An 18,837-nucleotide genomic window follows, 5' to 3' on the forward strand; every position below is an offset into this window, starting at 1 on the left:
TCAAGATGAGATTTCCCATAGCGTAAGCTAGTAAGATCCCTTGAAGAACACAAGGTTGATAGGTTAGGGGTGTAAGCATGGCAACATGTTCAGCTGACTAATACTAATAGATCGAGGGCTTGACCAATATATATTAACAAAAGTCATGTGTAATTTTCAGAGAACAATCTCTGAAAAAATGAATATTCCGCGATAGCTCAATGGTGGAGCACTCGGCTGTTAACCGATAGGCTGGAGGTTCGAGTCCTCTTCGCGGAGCCATTTTTTTTATTTGAAGCAAGTGCTTCTTTTTTTTTGCGCAAAATTAAAATTATTACTAAATTGTAACTAAAAATATTATTAATTGTAATAACAAATCGGTGAAAAAATGTTACTATAATAGAGGAATAAAAGTGAGAAAAGAGGAGTAATATGTCAATAAAGAGAAAAACTATGATAAAGAGAAGAAGAATAGTTGCTATAGGGGTAATAGCAATCGTAAGTGGAATTTTTTTAATTGGTGGAATTAGTTTAAGCGACAAAGGAAAAGCTGTTGCTAAAGATTTAGAGGAAGTAGCACCAGAAAAAAAAGAAGAAGTAATAGGTGGAGTAAGATACTTACCATTAGAAGAAGATAAGTTTGCAGATGATGTAGAAATTGTAAGTAAGAATTTAAATGATTTAATTACAGGAAAAAAAGGATTTCCAGTTAGAACAGATGGAAAGAAAGTGGCATATTTAACATTTGATGATGGACCATCAACTACAGTGACTCCAGAAGTATTAAAAATACTAAAAGAAGAAGATGTTAAGGCAACATTTTTTGTATTAGGAGAAAGTGTAGATAAAAACAGTCAAAGTAAAGAATTGATTAAAGAGATTGTTAAAGGTGGACACGCTATAGGAAATCATACATATACTCATGATTATAAAAGGTTGTATCCTAATAATATAATTGATAGTGAATATTTAATTAGTGAGTTTGAAAAAACTAATCAGTCATTAAGCAAGATTATTGGAACAGAATTTAAATCTAGAGTAGTTAGACTTCCAGGTGGTTATTGGTCATGGAATGGAAGAGAAGAAGGAAAGAAAGCTTTAGAAAGTAATGAATTTTATAATGTTGATTGGAATGCTTTAAATGGGGATTCTGAAGGTGGAAAAAAATCAGAAGGTCAATTACTAGCAAAGCTTAAGAAAACAGTTGATGAGTCAGGAGATACTGCTGATAACTTAGTCCTTTTAATGCATGATACGTATGGTAAAGAAAATACTGCAAAAACTCTTAAAGAATCAATTAGATATTTAAAGAGCAAAGGTTTTGAATTTAAGACTATGAAATAGTAAGTTTATATACAAAGAGGACAAGCGTAGAATTTAAGAAATAAAATTTTACGCTTTTTTTAGAATTTGAAAATGGATTAAAGTGAAAAGAATAGATTATAATATTTATAGAAAGATTAAAGAGGTGAATTTTTATGGCAAAAATACTTTTAGTAGAAGATGAAGTAAGTATTAGAGGATTTTTAAAGATAAATTTAATGAGAAATGATTTTGAGGTAATAGAAGCAGGAACAGGAGAAGATGGAATTAAAATGGCTATGGAGAATGAAATTGATGTTGCTATTTTAGATGTGATGTTACCTGGAATTGATGGGTTTCAAGTGTGTAATGAATTGAGAGAGAAGTATCCTAAATTAGGTGTAATCATGCTTACAGCAAAGGGACAGGATATGGATAAGATAATGGGGCTTGAATATGGTGCAGATGATTATATAGTAAAACCTTTTAATCCATTAGAGGTTGTATTAAGAATTAAGGCAATTCTTAGAAGAATGGAGAATAAGAGTGAGGATAATAAGGAACAATTAATGAATGGACCTTTTCTTATTAATTTATATTCACAAAAAATAACAAAGAATGGAGTAGAAATTGATCTAACGCCAAAAGAGTACTTAATAATGAAAACATTTATAGAAAATCCTAATAAAGCTTTTTCTAGAGATGAGTTATTGAATTCAGTTTGGGGATATAATTACTTTGGAGATCCTAAGATTATAGATGTAAATATTAGAAGATTAAGATCTAAAATAGAGGATGATGCGTCAAGCCCAAGTTATATACAAACCGTATGGGGTATAGGCTATAGATGGAAGGAATAGAAGATGAAGGGAAGTATAAAACATAAATTAATTAGAAACTTCTTAATTGTAATTTTTTCAACAGTAATAATACTAGATGTTTTATTAGCTATATTCGTTAAGAAATATTATTATGATAATACTGAAGCTATGCTTATAAATCAAATCGATATAGCATCAAATTTTTATGATAGATATTATTCAACAAGTACATTAATCGCAAATATTTATGATAATGTTGATGCCTTTTGGAATCAGAGTACAGCACAAGTTCAAATATTCGATAAAAATGGAAAGCTAATAATGGATTCAATTGCAACTAATGAAAATAAACAGACTTATCAGAAGGCAGTGAGTGAAGCTCTTAAAGGAATTACTAGTAGATGGGTTGGAAATGTAACTTATTGCCCATATAAGGTAATGGCAGTTACAAAGCCACTAAAAGCAAATGGACAGATAATTGGTGTAATTAGATTTACAACATCTCTTCAAGATATTGATAAAGGAATAGTTTCTATTATTAGCTTTTTTATAATAGTATCTGTTGCAGTATTAATAATTGGAATTACTTTAAGTTTGATTATGGCAAGAAATATTGTAAATCCAATACTTAAGCTAGAGAATACAGCAAAAAAGATTGCAGGCGGAAATCTAGATGAAAGAAATAATTTTATTACTGATGATGAAATTGGACAATTAGCTCAAACTATTGATTATATGGCAGATGAAATAAAAGAAAGAGAGCAAATGAAAAATGATTTTATTTCTTCAGTATCTCATGAGCTAAGAACTCCACTAACAGCAATAAAGGGATGGGTTATAACACTTAAAGATGAAAAAACTGACAAGGAAACTTTAGAGTTAGGTTTTGACATAATTGAAAAAGAAACAGAACGATTATCAAATATGGTTGAAGAACTTTTAGATTTCTCAAGACTTACAGGAGGAAAAATATCTTTAAAGCATCAAAAGATTGACATTGCAGTTTTTGCAAAATATATAGAAGATTATTTAAGACCAAGAGCATTGAGAGAACGATTGAATTTTTGTATAGAAAATAGTGCAGGAAATTTAGAGATAGATTTAGACGTTGATAGAATGAAGCAAGTTTTAATAAATATTTTAGATAATGCATTTAAATTTACAGAGGCTGAAGGAAGTATATTCTTAACTTTTGATAGGGAAAAAGATTGGATAATTATTAAGGTTAAGGATACGGGATGTGGGATAATTAAAGAAGAACTTTCAAGGGTTAAAGAAAAGTTTTATAAGGGAAGTAATGGAAAATCTAATGCTGGAATTGGGCTATCTATTGCAGAAGAAATAGTCAATTTGCATGGTGGAAATTTAGAAATTGATAGTGTGTACTTAGAAGGAACAACTGTAATTATAAAAATTCCTATAAGGGAGGTTGGTAATCCTTATGAAGAGTAAGATAATTATAGTTTTGGCAGCTTTAGCTTTTTTAGTATTAGCATTTTCAGGATGTGAAAAAGTACCGGGAAACAATATGCTAAAAATAAAAGCACCAGTAAATGATGATTTATCTATTTCAGGAACATGGAAAGTAGAGTCTTATAAAGTATTAGAAAGCAATATGTATCCGAAAAGCGATATAAATCACTTGATAAAAGAGAATATTTATATAGGCAACAATGAAATAAATATGGATAATCAAATATTTAAGAATGTTAATTATAAATTAAAGGTGGTCAGTGGAAATTATTGCATTGCATATAATGAAAAATATTATGTTTCAGACTTAGGCGTACAAAGCGTAAATGTGATAACAGCTGCAGATAAAAATAATGTAATTTTTGATTTCTTTAGTATAACTCCAGATAGTGGATATATATATTATAGAGGAGTATTATTAAAGGTAAGTAAAATAGGAAATGTAACAAAATCAGATTTTACTCTTAAAAATGGTGAAGCTAGTATAAACAGTTTATCAGTAAATGAAAGTAGTACAGAAACAGGAGTTCTTATAGGCTTAAAAACATTAATTACAAATGATAAGGGTACTGAAAATTATGCCTATAGGACATTATGGGTTAGTTATGCAAATAACAAAGTTAATATTGAAGAAGCACCTGATGTATTTTTCCCAAGAATGACTGGGATGTGGACTATAATTCCTAAAGAGAAAAATATAAATGGATATTATAAGCAATATTTTGAGGTGAATCCATTCAATGGAAAAGGAAAGAATATTCAAAATGAGGCTTTACAAGGAAATTATAATTTATATCAAAATATAAATTATGTAGGAAATGATTATATTGGAGTTCAAACATATGAAGGAAATGATTTTAAAGGAAACTATTCTAATTATAAAATGATACCAATTGATATATTCCCATTGAATAAAGGGGTTGCACTTGAAGATATATATAATAATGGGATAAATCCAGTATTTCAAAAAGCATTTAGTGATGAATATAATAATTTAAATGGAGAAGAAAAAACATTGGTAAATGGAAGCCCGAATTTTAAAGACTTCACACTTAAACGAAGTGAAGGAAAGTGGGATATTGAAGGAAAGATATCACCTTTAAATTCAAATAATCCATCTTATGATTTTGAGACTAATATAAAACCTAATTCGAATTTAGTAAAATATGATACGTTATATGTTCCATGGAGGATGTTAAGAGCTGAAATGCCAACTATTGAGGACGCATATACATCACCAGATGGAAAGCTTGCAGTTATATTTATTAAAGGAGAACTTTTAGTTTATAAGATAAATAATAATAAATTGGATGGGAAACCTATTTTTAGGTATAATTTAAATGAGAATGATAAAGTTATTATGGCAGAATGGTGTTCAGGAGATTACGTAAGTTATTGGAATACATCATTTAATGAATATAAAAATCAAATGGAGGAAAATTAAATGTTATCAAAAGATGTTATTGGAAAAGTTCTATCAAAATGTATGATGACTGGCGGAGATTTTGCAGAAATCTTCGTTGAAGATTCTATAAATAATTCATTAGGAATTTTAGATGGAAAAGTTGAAAATGTTATTGGTGGAAGAAGCTATGGAGTAGGGATAAGAATTTTTAAGGGATTAAAAAGTGTATATGCATACACTAATGATAATTCATTAACTAGCCTTTTAGATACAGCTCATAAAGCTGCAGTTGCACTTGGTGACTTAAAGGTTGATATGGAAATTAGATTAGATAATAAAAAGATAATTAAAAATAACCATATTATTAAATTATATCCTGAAGCAGTAGACTATAGTAAAAAGATTGATGTAATGAAATTAGCTTACAATAAAGCAAAAGATTATAGTACTGATATAACTAAGGTGAGTGTTAGTTATAGTGATAAAGATCAAAAGATAATGGTTGCAAACACAGAAGGTGTATTTGTGGAAGATAGAAGAGCTAGAACAAGACTTGGAATTCATTCAATTGCCTCAAAGGATGGTGAAAATCAAACAGGATTTGAAGGACCAGGAAGACTTAAAGGTTTTGAAATGTTTGAAGAAGTTGACCCAGAATTTTATGCAGTTGAGGCATCAAAAACAGCAGTAACTATGTTACATGCTAAAGAATGTCCTGCAGGAAAAATGACTGTGGCTATTGATAATGGATTTGGTGGAGTTATATTCCATGAAGCTTGTGGACACTCATTAGAAGCTACATCAGTTGCAAAAGGAAACTCAGAGTTTGCAGGAAAGCTAGGTCAGCAGATTGCATCAACTAAGGTTACTGCAATTGATGATGGAACTATATTAAATTCATGGGGTTCAATTAATATTGATGATGAAGGAATGGAAGCTAGAAAAAATGTTCTTATAGAAGATGGTATCTTAAAAGGATATATGATAGATAAGTTAAATGGTAGAAGAATGAATATGGAGCCTACTGGTAATGCAAGAAGACAAAGCTACAAGTATGCACCAACTTCAAGAATGACTAACACATATATACAGGCTGGCGAAGATAAGGCTGAAGATATTATAAAATCAATAGATAATGGACTTTATGCGAAGAAGATGGGAGGAGGTTCTGTAAATCCAGTAACAGGAGAATTTAACTTTAGTGTAGCAGAAGGATATTTAGTTAAAGATGGAGTTATTGGAGACCCAGTACGTGGAGCATCTCTTATAGGTAAAGGCGGTCAAGTTCTAATGGATATTGATATGGTTGGAGATAATTGTCTTCAAGCACAAGGTATGTGTGGTTCATCATCAGGAAGTATTCCTGTAAATGTTGGTCAGCCAATGATAAGAGTAAAAGAAATAACTGTAGGTGGAAGATAGGAGGTGTAAGTTATGGAATTTAAAGAGTTTAAAGAAAAATTATTTAAAAAAGCTAAAGCAGAAGGAATGGAAGAGTTTGAAATATATTTTTCAGATAAGGAAAGCTTAAGTATTAATATTTATAAAGAGGAAGTTGAAAAATATAATTTAAATAAATCTTTTGGTATTTCATTTAGAGCAAAAGTAAATGATAGAATGGGATACTCATATAGTGAAATAATAGATGAAAATGCTATAGATATGCTTATAAATAATGCAAAAGCTGCAGCACTTTATATTGAAGATGATGATAAGCAGTTTATTTATGAAGGTGATAAAGAGTATGCTAAGATAAATAATTATCATATTGCCTTAGAAAATATAGAAGCAGATAAATTAATAGAACTTGCAAAAGAAATGGAAAAAGAGTGTAAAAAGCAAAGTGATAAGATTGTTAACTTTGGTGGATGCGGAATAGGATATTCAAATGTTAAATATGGAATATCTAATTCAAAATCATTAGAACTTAGTGATAGATTTAATCTTTTAACTGCATATGTTGCACCTATTTTAGAAATTGATAATGTTAAATATGATGGTTTTGGATATGCTGTTGCAAAGTCTATAGAAGAGGTTAAGCCAGAAGAGATAGCTAAAATGGCAATAAAAGAAGCTATGGATAAGGTTTCTGCAAAATCTATAAAATCTAAAAAATATAAAACTGTAATAAAAAATGAAGCTATGGTTTCATTACTTCAATCATTTTGGTCTATTTTTGATGGAGACTTAGCTCAAAAAGGTATATCTTTACTTAAGGGAAAAGAAGGTGAAGTAATAGCATCTTCTAAGGTATCTATAATAGATAATCCACATATGAAGGATGGTCTTGCATCAGTAGCTTTTGATGATGAAGGTGTGGCTACATTTGAAAAATCAATTATAGAAAATGGAAAGCTTATAACTTTATTACACAATTTAAAAACAGCTAATAAAGAAAATAGAAAATCTACTGGTAGTGGATTTAAAAGCTCATATGCATCACCTGTAAGTGTAGGGCCAACTAATTTCTATTTAGAAAAAGGTGAGAAAACATTTGAAGAGTTATTAAAAGACGTTTCAAATGGACTTATAGTAACTGAGTTTTCAGGATTACATTCAGGGGCAAACTCTATAACAGGAGAATTTTCTTTAGCTGCTAAAGGATTTGTTATTGAAAATGGTAAGCAGGGAAGACCAGTTGAGCAGATAACAGTTGCAGGAAATTTCTTTGATTTATTAAAAAATATAGAAGTAGTTTGTGATGATATAAAATTCCCAATGACAAGCTTTGGTTCACCGTCAGTTTATGTAGGTGAAATGTCAGTTGCAGGAGAGTAAAAATTAATCAGATAAAATAAAAATGCTTAGAGAAAAATTTTCTCTAAGCATTTGTTTTTATTTATTAAAGTTTGAACGTATAAGCTTATCTGAAAGATTAGGACTTTCTTCTATAAGTTTAATTTGTTCTTTTGTTAAGTCTTTTGTATCTCCGGCAATTGTTCCGTTATTTAAGATTGCAAAAGATCTATTAGTATTTAAAAGGTTTCTTCCCATAGCAGTATTTTCATATTCTGATGAAGGAATTCCAAGTGCATATAATAATGTTGGCATAATGTCTATTTGTCCGCCAACAACATCAAATGTTTTTGGTTTTAAGTTAGTACTTGGGTCATACAGAATAAATGGAACTGTAGGTTGTCCTTTATCATCAAACCAAGGTTCTTTATCAGTCAATTTATCTATGCTTGTTTGATAATACTTATGAACACCAGTATGGTCTCCTACAATTGCAATAACACTATTTTTAAGTAAACCAGATTCTTTTAATAATGATAAGAAGTATCCAATTTGTGCATCTGTATAATGAACACTTTCTAGGTAACCACCCATTTCATTTTTATCTAATTCAGGTGAAAGATTTAATTTCCTCATGTCTTTAGGTAAATCAAATGGACCGTGATTAGTTAAAGTTATAGTATGAGCATAGAATGGTGCTTTTAAATCTTGAAGCATTGGAACAACTTGTCTAAAGTAAGATTTATCACTTATACCCATTCCAACTAACTCGTCTGGTGTAAATGAGTAGTAATCAATAAAGTTTTCAAAACCTAAACCAGGTAATCCATTTGCATAGTTCCAAAATGAACCTTTGTCAGGGTGGATTGAAACTGAATGATATTTGTTACTATCAAGTATTCTTGGTAGTGAGTTGTAATCACGAACAGGATATCTAAAGAAAGTAGAACCACGTCTTAAAGGTAGCATTGAAGTATTAACCATTAAGTCTGAATCAGAACTAGTTCCTTCATTTACTTGTTCATATATATTAGGGAAGTAAAGACTATGTTTTATAAGGTCATCCATAACTGGTGTTATTTCTTTTCCATTAATTTTTTGACCTAAAACAAAGCTTTCTAATGATTCTACTTGAATGATTATTAAGTTCTTTCCTTTAGCCATTCCAAAGTATTCATTATTTTTTAAGTTTTCATTCTTGAATTTATAATATGCATCAACATTAGTTTTATCTTCTGCAGTTAATTCATATGGTTTAGAATCTTTATATACATTTATAGCATCCATAATATGATATCCAATTGGTGAAAAATATTTTGCCGTATTAATTGGATCATAGTTATCAAAAAAGTATGCATTTCTAACATCTTTATTTCCTAAAACATAAAGATTGAAAGGAACATATGCTATAAAGATTAATGGTAATATTAAAGTTACAACAAAAGTTTTTAAGGCACGTTTTTGTCTTTTAACATATGATTTTCTTGTAAAGAAAACAAAGACTGCCATAATGATTAAATCTACAAATAAATAGAGGTCTTGGACACTAAATAAGGATAAAATAGTTCCAGAGAGATTATCTAAGTTTGCAGTTTGACTAAGTAATAAAATTGAAGGCATTGTTAAAAAGCCTCTAAAATAACATAAATCTACTAGTGTTAAAATTGTTAGTAAAAAATCTATTATAAATAAATAGATAACACGCCCTTTTCCTTTAAATAGTAAGGAAAAACTTAAAAATACAAGAGCAAAAGCTATGTAGTATAATAAGCAATATTTTGAATTTAAATATCCTAATTTAAAATCAAGCTTATAAGGGTCAGCATTTAGGATAAAACCTTGTAATATAATACCTTTTATTATAATTCCTATTAAGGGAATTAAAAATAAAATACTTCTAAAGACAGAATCTTTATCTAAATCTTTTAGTGAAAAGTTTTTTAAAGCTTTAATCATTTATATTCTCCTCGCACATAATAATTTCTTAATAAATTATAGTACAGGAAATCTTATATAGCAATAAAATACAGATATGTAAAAGATAAAATAAGGAAATGTTAAGAAATGCTTATAGAAAAATGATATAATTATAATAAAAATAAGTATGAGGTGAAAAGTTATGAATAGAGTAGATTGCAGAGGATTAGATTGTCCTAAACCGGTTGTGGAAACAAAAAAATATTTTGAGGCAATAGATAAAGGAATTGGTGTAATTTTAGTAGATAATGAAATTGCTAATACAAATGTAACTAGATTTGCAGAAGGCGCAGGATTTATAGTAAATAGTGAATTAATAGATGGAATATATGAAATAACTATAGAAAAAAAAGAAAAAAAAGAAGAAGTGAAAAATGATGGTTTTTCTATTCTAGTAACTACAGATAAATTAGGTGAAGGAAATGATGAACTTGGAAAAACATTAATGAAAAGTTATCTTTATGCATTATCAGAAGCTGAAGACGTTCCAGAAGAAATTATATTTTTAAATGGTGGTGTAAAGCTTACTTGTGGAGAGAATAATGTAATAGAAAGTATAAAGGAAGTTGAAAGAAAAGGTGCTAAAATTATTAGTTGTGGTGCATGTTTAGATTTTTACTCTTTAAAAGAAGAGCTTAAGATTGGAGAAGTTGGAAATATGTACTCAATAGTAGAAATAACTAATAAAAAAAGAATAGTTAAAATTTAAAAAGTTAAGAATGGTGGTGCAAAAATGAAAGAATATGATTTAGTAGTCATAGGTGGTGGAATTTCAGGAATGACATCTGCTATAAGTGCATTAGAAAATGGTTGTAAAAATGTTCTTATTCTTGAAAGAGAAGAAACTTATGGTGGAGTTTTAAATCAATGCATTCATTGTGGATTTACAATAGAAGATGAAAAGTTAGCAGGACCAGAAGTAATTGGAAAGATTAAAGATAAGCTTGATAGTTATGGCCATGATTATGAGTTAAAGCTTAAAACTACTGTATTAGATATTTCAAATAATAAAAAAGTAACATTTATAAATGAAGAGGATGGAATTAAAACTATAAAGGCAAAAGCTGTAATCTTAGCAACAGGATGTAGAGAAAGATATACAGGTAGTGTATTAATTCCAACTAGTAAATTTACAGGAGTATTCACTATTGGTAATGCACATAAAATAATTAACTTAGATGGAGTATTGCCTGGGAAAAATCCAGTAATTATAGCAAATAGTAAATGGGCATTAATTTTAGCTATTAGAACTGAATTAGAAGGTGGAAAAGTAGAAGCTTTAGTTGTAAATACTGAAAGTGGATATAAAATTTCTGATGAAGATAGAAAAATTATTGATGGTTTTGATATAAAAGTTATTGAAAAAGCAAGACTTTTAGAAGTTGCTGGTGGAAGAAGAGTAAACAGTGTTAAAGTATTAGATTTAGAAACTTTAGAAGAGAAAAGCTTTAATTGTGATTCCTTATTTTTATCAGTTGGATATTACCCAGAACTAGGAATGATTGAAATGCTTGATATAAAGAGAAAAGCAGGGAAAAAAGAGATTGTAGTAGAAGATTATAAAACGTCTATTGAATGGATGTTTGCTTGTGGAAATCTTATATATGGAGATGATTGTGAAAAAGAGAAAAAGCTTGGGGGATATGTTGCAGGATTAAAGGCATATGAATACCTTCAATCATTACAACAAGCTAAGTAAAGAGTTGAAAAAAAGTTTATTTCCTTTTTCATTTAAATGAATACCGTCTATATAAATATCTTGTGGAAGGTTAGATTTAGTTAAATTATAAAAATCTAATACTTCTATGGGATATTTTTTCTTTAAATTTAATATTTCTGACTGTAATTCTATTAAAGATTTACAAGCATAATCATAATAAGAAGAATATGAAAAAAGTTCTATTGCAAGTTCTTTAATAATATAAGGTGGAATTCCTATAATTATTCTTGAATTTATAGAAAGCAAATCCTTAATCATAAGTTCAATATTTGAAATTATAGAAGAAACGGAGCGACCTGATAATAAATCATTAGTTCCACACATTATAAAAGTAGCTTTAGGATTATGAGATACAACATCACGGTAAAAGCGTGTTAAAATACCAGTTGATGTGTCACCATTAATACCTTTTTTTAAAATAGTTTCATTAGAAAGAGTGGAAGCTAATAAAGAGTGGAAGCTGTTTCTTTTAGAAATACCATAGCCAAAGGTTAAACTATCACCAATTAATATAATGGGATTAGAAAGCATATAAATCACATCCTTTTAAAATAAATTATTAAAGCATGGGCGACAAATTAAAGTTTTACCACCATTTGCTTTTAAGAAATCACCATTCTTTATAGTTTTATTGCAAATTTCACAAGTTTCTTTAGCTTTAGAAGACGGTTTTTCTTCTATTTTTTTTGGCTTAATTTTATTTTCTAATGTTTTCTTTGAATTTACAGGAGAGTAAATTTTACTTTCTGTTTTTACTTCCTTTTTTGTGATGGTATAACCAATATCATAAGAACTTTCTTTAAAAAGTTCTAATTCAAAACGTGGGTTCTCTTTATCATAATTTTCTTGGATAAAAATCTGTTTAATTTGTGCATCGTTTATAATAAGTCCACTTTTTTCTATACCATCAAAGATACTTTTACAAATGTTTATAGTATCTGGGTGTCTTTTTTCACTTTTATAAAAAACTTTTAAAATTGCAATTAATCCTTCTTCTAATACGACTTTAGGATTTTGTAGTCTAGCAACATATGCAATCTCTTGCTCATATAATGCATATCTATCATGGTATTTTCCACTATTTGAAGGAAGGATAGCTCTTCCATCTTTATTATGTAATTTAAAGTTAGATTTTGTTATGGGAGAACCATTAACAATTACTTTTGCATAATCTGACATAAAAATCTCCTTTTAGACAATGTTATTTTTAAAATATATACATATTGATTTTAACATAAAATATCTATGGAAGATTAGATAAGTTAATAATTGATAATAAGGTTTATTTGAAGTATAATTACAAATAGTGAATTTACTTTTTAGAGGAAATTTTAAACGAGGTAAAGTTAATGGAGAAAAAAATAATATTATCAATAGAATCAAGTTGTGATGAAACTTCAGCAGCAGTTGTTGTAAATGGAAGAGAAGTTTTATCAAATGTAATATGGACACAAATAGAAACACATAAGAAGTTTGGTGGAGTAGTACCAGAAGTTGCATCAAGAATGCATATTGAAGTTATAAATGAAGTTGTAAAAAAAGCATTAGAAGAAGCTAATATGACATTAGAAGATATTGATGCAATTGGAGTTACATATGGTCCAGGTTTAGTGGGAGCATTATTAGTTGGCTTACAATATGCAAAAGGTTTAGCATTAGGAGCCTCTAAGCCTTTAGTTGGAGTGAATCATATAGAAGGGCATATATCTGCAAACTATATTGAGCACAAAGATTTAAAGCCACCATTTGTATCATTAGTAGTATCAGGTGGGCATACATTTATAGTTTATGTAAAGGATTATGGAGAATACGAAGTAATTGGTCAAACTAGAGATGATGCTGCAGGAGAGGCTTATGATAAAGTTGCTAGAGCTTTAGGGCTTGGATATCCAGGTGGACCTAAAATAGATAAACTTGCAAAAGAAGGAAATGAAAATGCAATTGAGTTTCCAAGAGCAAGATTTGCACATGAAGATACATTAGATTTTTCATTTAGTGGAGTAAAGTCAGCTGTACTAAATTATTTAAATAAAGCTAAAATGCAAAATGTAGAAGTAAATAAAGCAGATGTAGCTGCATCATTTCAGAATGCAGTTGTTGGAGTTTTAAAAGATAATGTATTTTTAACTTGTGAGAAAAAAGGATTAGATAAGATTGCCATAGCAGGTGGAGTTGCTTCAAACTCAGCACTTAGAGAGGCACTTATGACAGAAGGGAAAAAGAAAAATATAGAGATACTTTTCCCATCACCAGTTTTATGTACAGACAATGCAGCTATGATTGGAAGTGCTGCTTATTTTAGATTTATAAAAGGAGAGAAGTCTAACTTAGATTTAAACGCAAAGCCAAATCTAAAGTTATAGATTTAAATGTAGAGAATGAGTTTATTAGCAGAATCAAATAGTATGAAAAAAATCAATATGAAAGAAAAGCTACCTAAAACTGTGCTAATAAAAAGAATTATTTATATAGTTTTAGCAGTAATTATACTAGGTGTAGGGATACAACAGGTATATAATTTTGTTTCAAAAGAAATGATAAAGGTAAAAAATTCTTATGTAACTATAGATGGAAAGAAAATATACTATAAAACAGAAGGTACAGGAGATTACACAGTTATCTTTAGTGGAGATACTGGAACTAATATGTATGAATGGAATAAAACTATAGAAGAATTAGAAAATTCTAAGGTTAGAACATTTGTATATAACAGAAATGGATACGGACTTAGCTCAGGTAGTGAGAGATTAACACCAGAAGAGCAAGCAGAGCAACTTCATACTTTATTGAAAAAATCTGCAACTGGAGGAAATTATATTCTAGTTGGAGAAGGGTATGGAAGCTTAGTTATGACTAATTATGCAAAGCTTTATCCAAACAATGTAAAAGGTGTAGTTTTAGTAGATCCAATTGATGAAGCTAATAAAGAAAAATATCATAACGTGAAAAATGTAATTTCATTAGCAGGGAAAAAAGTTCAAGCAATAGGAGCAAATTGTACTCTGACATGGATATTAGATAAAATTGGACTTACAACTGAATATCCAGATTTTGAAAAGAATTTGACTAATGAAAAAGAAAAAGACCAATATGATTGGAATAAAAATATAGCACCTTATAGAAATGCAATTTATAATGAAAATAAAAATTTATATGATATGAATAGTAAGAGTCAAACAAAAGGAATGTTTAATGACATACCATATTACTTAATAAGCAATGTGAAGGATAGTCCATTAAAAGAATTAGGTAGCAAAGATTATACTACAGATTATTATGTAGATTATAATGGAGACTCTTTTGCAAGTGTAAATCCAAGAGATGTTTTTGTAGCAATAAATAAGGTAGTAGACCAAGCAAGTAGAATAAAAGCAAGAGAAAACAATAAATAAGTATTAAATTTAATAAAAGTGTAAATAATACCTAGTGGACTACTTAGGTATTATTTTTTTGAAATTTTTTATTTTTTTCATAAATGACATTAAAATGACACAGAAAGTTAATATAATAAGTTATATAATAGGAAATATAAAGAAATGAAGGGAGAAAATAAAAATGCAAGACGAAAATTACAAGGATGAAAGCTTAAATATAGAAGATGTAGATACAAATATAGATAATGTAAATACAAAGTATGAAGCACCTAAAAAGAAAAAATCTAAAAAGGGAAAAATATTTTTAGGAGTAATAGGAATAGTAGTAATTTCATTAGTATCAGGTATAGCAGGTGGAGCTATAACGTATTATGTGATAGGAAAAAATACAAATGGAACATTTACAAGTCAACCAGATTTTAAAAAGACAGGCCCATTAACAATACAAGAGGTTTATAAAAAGGTAGCACCAGCCGTAGTTATAGTATCAACAAAGTCTGTTGCTTTAAGCAATGGATATATACCAGAAGAGGTTGAAGGAATTGGTTCTGGATTTATTATTAATGAAGGTGGAGAAATTCTTACTAACTATCATGTTGTAAAGGGAGCAAGTGATGTTAAGGTAACTTTAAGTACAGGGCAAGAAGTTAATGCAAAAGTTGTAAATTATAATGAAGCAGAAGATGTAGCTTTATTAAAGCTTACTGAAAATGTTAAAGTTCCAGCAGTTGCAGAACTTGGAGATTCATCAAAACTTGAGCCAGGTCAATCAGTAGTTGCAATAGGAACACCACTTTCGAAAGAATTTGCAAGTACAATTACACAAGGTATTGTAAGTGCAGTTGGAAGAACTGTTGATACAAAGACAGGAAAACAAATAAATTTAATTCAAACAGATACACCAATAAATCCAGGTAATAGTGGAGGACCTTTAGTTAATGCTGAAGGGCAAGTTGTAGGAATTAATACATTAAAAGTTGGTGGCGGTGCAGAAGGTATTGGTTTTGCTATTCCTATAAATGAAGTAAAATCAAAATTAGAAGTATTATCACAACCAGCAATAACACTTGGAATAAAAATTATAGATGTTAATAAAGCTCTTGCTAAAGAAAAGAATTTACCAGAAGGTGTATATGTAGCAGAAGTAAATGATTTTTCATCAGCACAAAAAGGTGGAATGAAACCAGGAGATGTTATAATTTCATTTAATGGTAAGAGAGTAAAAACAGCAGTAGAGTTAAATAAAATAAAATCTACTTTAAAAATTGGTCAAGAAGTGCCAGTAGTAGTAGAGCGTAATGGAAAACAAGTGAATTTAACATTAACTATGGATAGTTAGAAATTTAGAGTCTTATACTAAAGGAAGTATAAGGCTCTTTTTTAATGTCTAGGAAAGTATAAAATTTTATATTCTATAAAAGCCTATAGCTAGTGGTTTAACTAAGGTTTTAGAAATTAAAAAAAGTGATTTGTTGGCGTGGAGCCTCTAGCTCCACTGGGTTTAGCTAAAAATTATATGAATTGCACAGTTTTACAAAAAATTAACAAGTGTGTAATAATAAAGATAGTGTGTTTAAACAATACACACTATTTATTGGAAATATTAATTTGGAAAACGGCTACATAGTTAAGATTACGGAGATAGAAGAAAAAATAAAACTTGGCATGCAAATTGCTATATTTATATAGTGTGATAACTGATAAAGGGTTTTAAAAAAATAAAAATAAATAACCGTATAATGAGGGGGAAAAATATTATGAAAAAAATATTATTATGCTGTTCAGCAGGAATGTCAACAAGTCTATTAGTAACAAAAATGCAGGCTGCTGCAAAAGAGCAAGGTGTAGATTGTCAAATCGCAGCTTATTCAGAAGCAGATGTAAAAAACCATGAAGATGAAATGGATGTATTACTATTAGGACCTCAAGTTAGATTCTTATTTAACAAAATGAAAGAAAAGTATGAGCCAACAGGAGTACCTGTTGATGTAATCAATACTGTTGATTATGGAACAATGAACGGAGCAAAAGTTTTAGCTCACGCATTAAAATTATTAGAAAATAAGTAAGATATATATTTGATAGAGAGGTGCATATATTATGGAGGAAATTACATTAAACCTTATAATGCATAGTGGAGAGGCTAGAAGTTATTCGATGGAAGCTATTGAAGCAGCAAAAACAGGTAAAGGTAAGCTTGCAAAAAAATTACTCCAAAAGTCCAATGAAAGAATTGGGTATGCACATCTTTCTCAATCAACTTTAATGCAAAAAGAGACTAGTGAATTAGATTCTAGAGTTTCATTGTTGTTAGTTCACGCGGAAGATCATTTAATGACGAGTATGACACTTCGAGATTTAGCTAATGAATTAGTAGATTTATATTTGAAAATAAATTTAAAAGTATGAACTCTAATGAAATCATTAGAGTTCATTGATTATGTTTTAAGGAGAGTAGAAAACTATGAATTATGTAATAGGTGTAGATGGAGGCGGAACTAAAACAGAAGCTGTAGCTTATAGCTTAGAGGGAGAAGTTTTAGAAAGTACTCTTACAGGATTTGGAAACTTAGTTAATGGTAGAGATGAGGCATTGAAGAATATTACAGATTCTATAGAAGGATTAGTTAATAAGCTAGGAAGAGATGGATTAAAAGGTTTATACTTAGGTATAGCTGGATCGGAAGTTTCTGATAATGCAAAAGTTATTGAGGATGAAGTAAAAGAGAAATTTGGATTTAGTAGTAAAGTTATGAATGATGGAGATTTAGCCTTAAAAGCATTGCTAAAAGGTGAAGATGGTATATTAGTTATTGCTGGGACTGGGTCTATTGCTTTTGGAATAAATGGAGCGAATGAAAAAAGAGTTGGAGGATGGGGACATCTTCTAGGTGATGAAGGTAGTGCTTATAAAATATCTATTGAAGCATTTAAAATAATGATTAAAGAAGATGATTATGGATTAGAAAGAAGTGAACTTTCTAAAGATATATTAGAAAAGTTAAATATAAAAGAAGTTTCGAATATTATTGATTTTGTGTATTCATCAACTAAAGATGAGATAGCACAAATGGCAGGTTTAGTGTCTAAGCATGCTGAACTTGGAAATGAAGATGCAAAAGCTATTTTAGTAAATGAAGGAATAGAAATAGGGAAGAGTGCAGAAAGAGTATTTAAAGCATTAGAATTTGAAAAGTGTAGTATAGGACTTGTTGGTGGAGTTATAAGAAAGTCAAAAATTCTTAGAACTGCATTTGAAAATTATTTAAATGAGAATATTAAAGTAAAATCTTTTGTAGATGATAGTGTTTCACCTGCAATTGGTGCTTATTATATTTATAAAAAAGAAAATAGATAAAAGAAAAGATAAAACGGAGGATTTATAAATGAAAAGATTAGGAATTTCAATTTACCCAAACCACTGTGATATGGATAAAATAGTAGATTATATAGATTTAGCTGCAAAATATGGATTTAGTAGAATATTTACATGCCTTTTATCAGCTGAAGGTAAGCCAGTAGAGCAAATCGTTGAAGAATTTAAAGTAATGTTAGATGCTGCTAACAAGCATGGAATGGAAGTAATAGCAGACTTAGATCCAACTGTATTTAACGGACTTGGAGCATCTATAACAGAGTTAAAAATGTTTAAAGACATGGGATTAAGCGGAATAAGACTTGATATGGGATTTGCAGGTAACGAAGAAGCTATTATGACTTTCAATAAGTATGGATTAAAAATAGAACTTAATGTAAGTAATGGAACTAAGTACATTGATAATGTAATGAGCTATCATCCAAATCTTACAAATCTTTATGGATGTCATAACTTCTATCCACACGTATATACAGGACTTGGATATGATCACTTTATTAAATGTAGTAAACAATTTAAAGATTATGGAATAAAGGTTGCAGCATTTGTAAACTCACCTACTGCTGAAAATGGACCATGGCCTGTATCAGAAGGTTTATGTACATTAGAAGAACACAGAAATCTTTCGATAGATGTACAAGCTAAACACTTATTTGCAACAGGATTAGTTGATG

General features: G+C 29.3%; 18 protein-coding genes, 1 tRNA gene and 1 rRNA gene. 17 read left to right on the plus strand and 3 right to left on the minus strand.

The annotated features are described in order from the left end of the window. The 8 genes from ACRC28_RS09630 to ACRC28_RS09665 all read left to right on the plus strand — a co-directional run. Positions 1-127: ribosomal RNA gene (locus ACRC28_RS09630) — 23S ribosomal RNA — on the plus strand; the annotation flags it as partial. Between the two features lie 59 nt (positions 128-186). Then, a tRNA-Asn gene (locus ACRC28_RS09635) sits at positions 187-261 on the plus strand. A 150-nt stretch (positions 262-411) separates the two neighbouring features. After that, positions 412-1,323 carry a polysaccharide deacetylase family protein gene (locus ACRC28_RS09640; RefSeq protein WP_438543237.1) on the plus strand — a complete coding sequence of 304 codons (912 nt, stop codon included), beginning with the start codon at positions 412-414 and terminating at the stop codon, positions 1,321-1,323. Positions 1,324-1,457: 134 nt separating this feature from the next. After that, positions 1,458-2,141 (plus strand): response regulator transcription factor, encoded by a 684-nt coding sequence (locus ACRC28_RS09645; RefSeq protein ID WP_438543238.1) that lies wholly within the window; start codon positions 1,458-1,460, stop codon positions 2,139-2,141. 3 nt (positions 2,142-2,144) lie between these two features. Then, complete coding sequence (locus ACRC28_RS09650; RefSeq protein WP_438543239.1) at positions 2,145-3,554, plus strand: sensor histidine kinase; 1,410 nt, start codon at positions 2,145-2,147, stop codon at positions 3,552-3,554. Continuing rightward, entirely contained in the window at positions 3,544-5,019 is a 1,476-nt protein-coding gene (locus tag ACRC28_RS09655) for a hypothetical protein (protein ID WP_438543240.1), read from the plus strand. The genes ACRC28_RS09650 and ACRC28_RS09655 overlap by 11 nt, the downstream gene beginning before the upstream one ends. After that, the gene (locus ACRC28_RS09660) at positions 5,020-6,402 is read left to right on the plus strand and encodes a TldD/PmbA family protein (RefSeq protein ID WP_438543241.1); all 1,383 of its coding nucleotides are present in this window, start codon (positions 5,020-5,022) and stop codon (positions 6,400-6,402) included. A 12-nt stretch (positions 6,403-6,414) separates the two neighbouring features. After that, on the plus strand, positions 6,415-7,758 hold the full coding sequence (locus tag ACRC28_RS09665; protein WP_438543242.1) for a TldD/PmbA family protein: 1,344 nt from the start codon (positions 6,415-6,417) through the stop codon (positions 7,756-7,758). Positions 7,759-7,815: 57 nt separating this feature from the next. Here ACRC28_RS09665 and ACRC28_RS09670 read toward each other — a convergent pair whose 3' ends face one another. Next, positions 7,816-9,672 carry an LTA synthase family protein gene (locus ACRC28_RS09670; protein ID WP_438543243.1) on the minus strand — a complete coding sequence of 619 codons (1,857 nt, stop codon included), beginning with the start codon at positions 9,670-9,672 and terminating at the stop codon, positions 7,816-7,818. 163 nt (positions 9,673-9,835) lie between these two features. On the opposite strand from ACRC28_RS09670, the gene yedF reads away from it, so the two are divergent. Continuing rightward, the gene (gene yedF / locus ACRC28_RS09675; protein ID WP_438543244.1) at positions 9,836-10,402 is read left to right on the plus strand and encodes a sulfurtransferase-like selenium metabolism protein YedF; all 567 of its coding nucleotides are present in this window, start codon (positions 9,836-9,838) and stop codon (positions 10,400-10,402) included. 24 nt (positions 10,403-10,426) lie between these two features. Next, entirely contained in the window at positions 10,427-11,392 is a 966-nt protein-coding gene (locus ACRC28_RS09680) for an NAD(P)/FAD-dependent oxidoreductase (RefSeq protein WP_438543245.1), read from the plus strand. Here the strand turns inward: ACRC28_RS09680 and ACRC28_RS09685 are convergent. Together ACRC28_RS09685 and ACRC28_RS09690 are read right to left on the minus strand one after the other, a co-directional pair. Next, a complete protein-coding gene (locus tag ACRC28_RS09685) occupies positions 11,375-11,944 on the minus strand; it encodes a GDSL-type esterase/lipase family protein (protein ID WP_438543246.1) in 570 nt (189 codons plus the stop codon). The two genes, ACRC28_RS09680 and ACRC28_RS09685, sit on opposite strands and share 18 nt — an antisense overlap. A gap of 15 nt (positions 11,945-11,959) precedes the next feature. Next, positions 11,960-12,592: a RusA family crossover junction endodeoxyribonuclease gene (locus ACRC28_RS09690; protein ID WP_438543247.1), complete on the minus strand. Its 633-nt coding sequence runs from the start codon at positions 12,590-12,592 to the stop codon at positions 11,960-11,962. 170 nt (positions 12,593-12,762) lie between these two features. Between ACRC28_RS09690 and tsaD the strand changes: the two genes are divergently transcribed. From tsaD to ACRC28_RS09725, 7 genes are all read left to right on the plus strand, one after another. After that, the gene (tsaD, locus tag ACRC28_RS09695) at positions 12,763-13,776 is read left to right on the plus strand and encodes a tRNA (adenosine(37)-N6)-threonylcarbamoyltransferase complex transferase subunit TsaD (RefSeq protein ID WP_438543248.1); all 1,014 of its coding nucleotides are present in this window, start codon (positions 12,763-12,765) and stop codon (positions 13,774-13,776) included. A 42-nt stretch (positions 13,777-13,818) separates the two neighbouring features. Then, positions 13,819-14,805, plus strand: coding sequence for an alpha/beta fold hydrolase (locus ACRC28_RS09700; RefSeq protein ID WP_438543249.1), 987 nt, complete (start codon positions 13,819-13,821; stop codon positions 14,803-14,805). Positions 14,806-14,968: 163 nt separating this feature from the next. Beyond that, the gene (locus ACRC28_RS09705) at positions 14,969-16,126 is read left to right on the plus strand and encodes a S1C family serine protease (RefSeq protein ID WP_438543250.1); all 1,158 of its coding nucleotides are present in this window, start codon (positions 14,969-14,971) and stop codon (positions 16,124-16,126) included. Positions 16,127-16,544: 418 nt separating this feature from the next. Further along, the gene (locus ACRC28_RS09710; RefSeq protein WP_438543251.1) at positions 16,545-16,856 is read left to right on the plus strand and encodes a PTS sugar transporter subunit IIB; all 312 of its coding nucleotides are present in this window, start codon (positions 16,545-16,547) and stop codon (positions 16,854-16,856) included. Positions 16,857-16,887: 31 nt separating this feature from the next. Next, the gene (locus ACRC28_RS09715; protein ID WP_438543252.1) at positions 16,888-17,196 is read left to right on the plus strand and encodes a PTS lactose/cellobiose transporter subunit IIA; all 309 of its coding nucleotides are present in this window, start codon (positions 16,888-16,890) and stop codon (positions 17,194-17,196) included. A gap of 55 nt (positions 17,197-17,251) precedes the next feature. After that, on the plus strand, positions 17,252-18,145 hold the full coding sequence (locus ACRC28_RS09720; protein ID WP_438543253.1) for an N-acetylglucosamine kinase: 894 nt from the start codon (positions 17,252-17,254) through the stop codon (positions 18,143-18,145). A gap of 28 nt (positions 18,146-18,173) precedes the next feature. After that, positions 18,174-18,837, plus strand: a 664-nt coding sequence (locus ACRC28_RS09725; RefSeq protein WP_438543254.1) for a MupG family TIM beta-alpha barrel fold protein, incomplete at its 3' end; no start/stop codon positions are given.

Source organism: Clostridium sp., from assembly GCF_051650885.1.
In the GTDB taxonomy this organism is placed as follows: Bacteria; Bacillota; Clostridia; order Clostridiales; family Clostridiaceae; genus Clostridium.

What these genes read in the sequence shown, in the direction of transcription:
- ACRC28_RS09700 (WP_438543249.1), top strand. Translation starts at nt 13,819, where the DNA reads ATGAAAAAAATCAATATGAAAGAAAAGCTACCTAAAACTGTGCTAATA.
- ACRC28_RS09655 (WP_438543240.1), top strand. Translation starts at nt 3,544, where the DNA reads ATGAAGAGTAAGATAATTATAGTTTTGGCAGCTTTAGCTTTTTTAGTA.
- ACRC28_RS09690 (WP_438543247.1), bottom strand. Translation starts at nt 12,592, where the DNA reads ATGTCAGATTATGCAAAAGTAATTGTTAATGGTTCTCCCATAACAAAA.
- ACRC28_RS09640 (WP_438543237.1), top strand. Translation starts at nt 412, where the DNA reads ATGTCAATAAAGAGAAAAACTATGATAAAGAGAAGAAGAATAGTTGCT.
- ACRC28_RS09720 (WP_438543253.1), top strand. Translation starts at nt 17,252, where the DNA reads ATGAATTATGTAATAGGTGTAGATGGAGGCGGAACTAAAACAGAAGCT.
- ACRC28_RS09705 (WP_438543250.1), top strand. Translation starts at nt 14,969, where the DNA reads ATGCAAGACGAAAATTACAAGGATGAAAGCTTAAATATAGAAGATGTA.
- ACRC28_RS09710 (WP_438543251.1), top strand. Translation starts at nt 16,545, where the DNA reads ATGAAAAAAATATTATTATGCTGTTCAGCAGGAATGTCAACAAGTCTA.
- ACRC28_RS09665 (WP_438543242.1), top strand. Translation starts at nt 6,415, where the DNA reads ATGGAATTTAAAGAGTTTAAAGAAAAATTATTTAAAAAAGCTAAAGCA.
- ACRC28_RS09715 (WP_438543252.1), top strand. Translation starts at nt 16,888, where the DNA reads ATGGAGGAAATTACATTAAACCTTATAATGCATAGTGGAGAGGCTAGA.
- ACRC28_RS09660 (WP_438543241.1), top strand. Translation starts at nt 5,020, where the DNA reads ATGTTATCAAAAGATGTTATTGGAAAAGTTCTATCAAAATGTATGATG.
- ACRC28_RS09650 (WP_438543239.1), top strand. Translation starts at nt 2,145, where the DNA reads ATGAAGGGAAGTATAAAACATAAATTAATTAGAAACTTCTTAATTGTA.
- ACRC28_RS09670 (WP_438543243.1), bottom strand. Translation starts at nt 9,672, where the DNA reads ATGATTAAAGCTTTAAAAAACTTTTCACTAAAAGATTTAGATAAAGAT.
- ACRC28_RS09685 (WP_438543246.1), bottom strand. Translation starts at nt 11,944, where the DNA reads ATGCTTTCTAATCCCATTATATTAATTGGTGATAGTTTAACCTTTGGC.
- yedF (WP_438543244.1), top strand. Translation starts at nt 9,836, where the DNA reads ATGAATAGAGTAGATTGCAGAGGATTAGATTGTCCTAAACCGGTTGTG.
- tsaD (WP_438543248.1), top strand. Translation starts at nt 12,763, where the DNA reads ATGGAGAAAAAAATAATATTATCAATAGAATCAAGTTGTGATGAAACT.
- ACRC28_RS09645 (WP_438543238.1), top strand. Translation starts at nt 1,458, where the DNA reads ATGGCAAAAATACTTTTAGTAGAAGATGAAGTAAGTATTAGAGGATTT.
- ACRC28_RS09680 (WP_438543245.1), top strand. Translation starts at nt 10,427, where the DNA reads ATGAAAGAATATGATTTAGTAGTCATAGGTGGTGGAATTTCAGGAATG.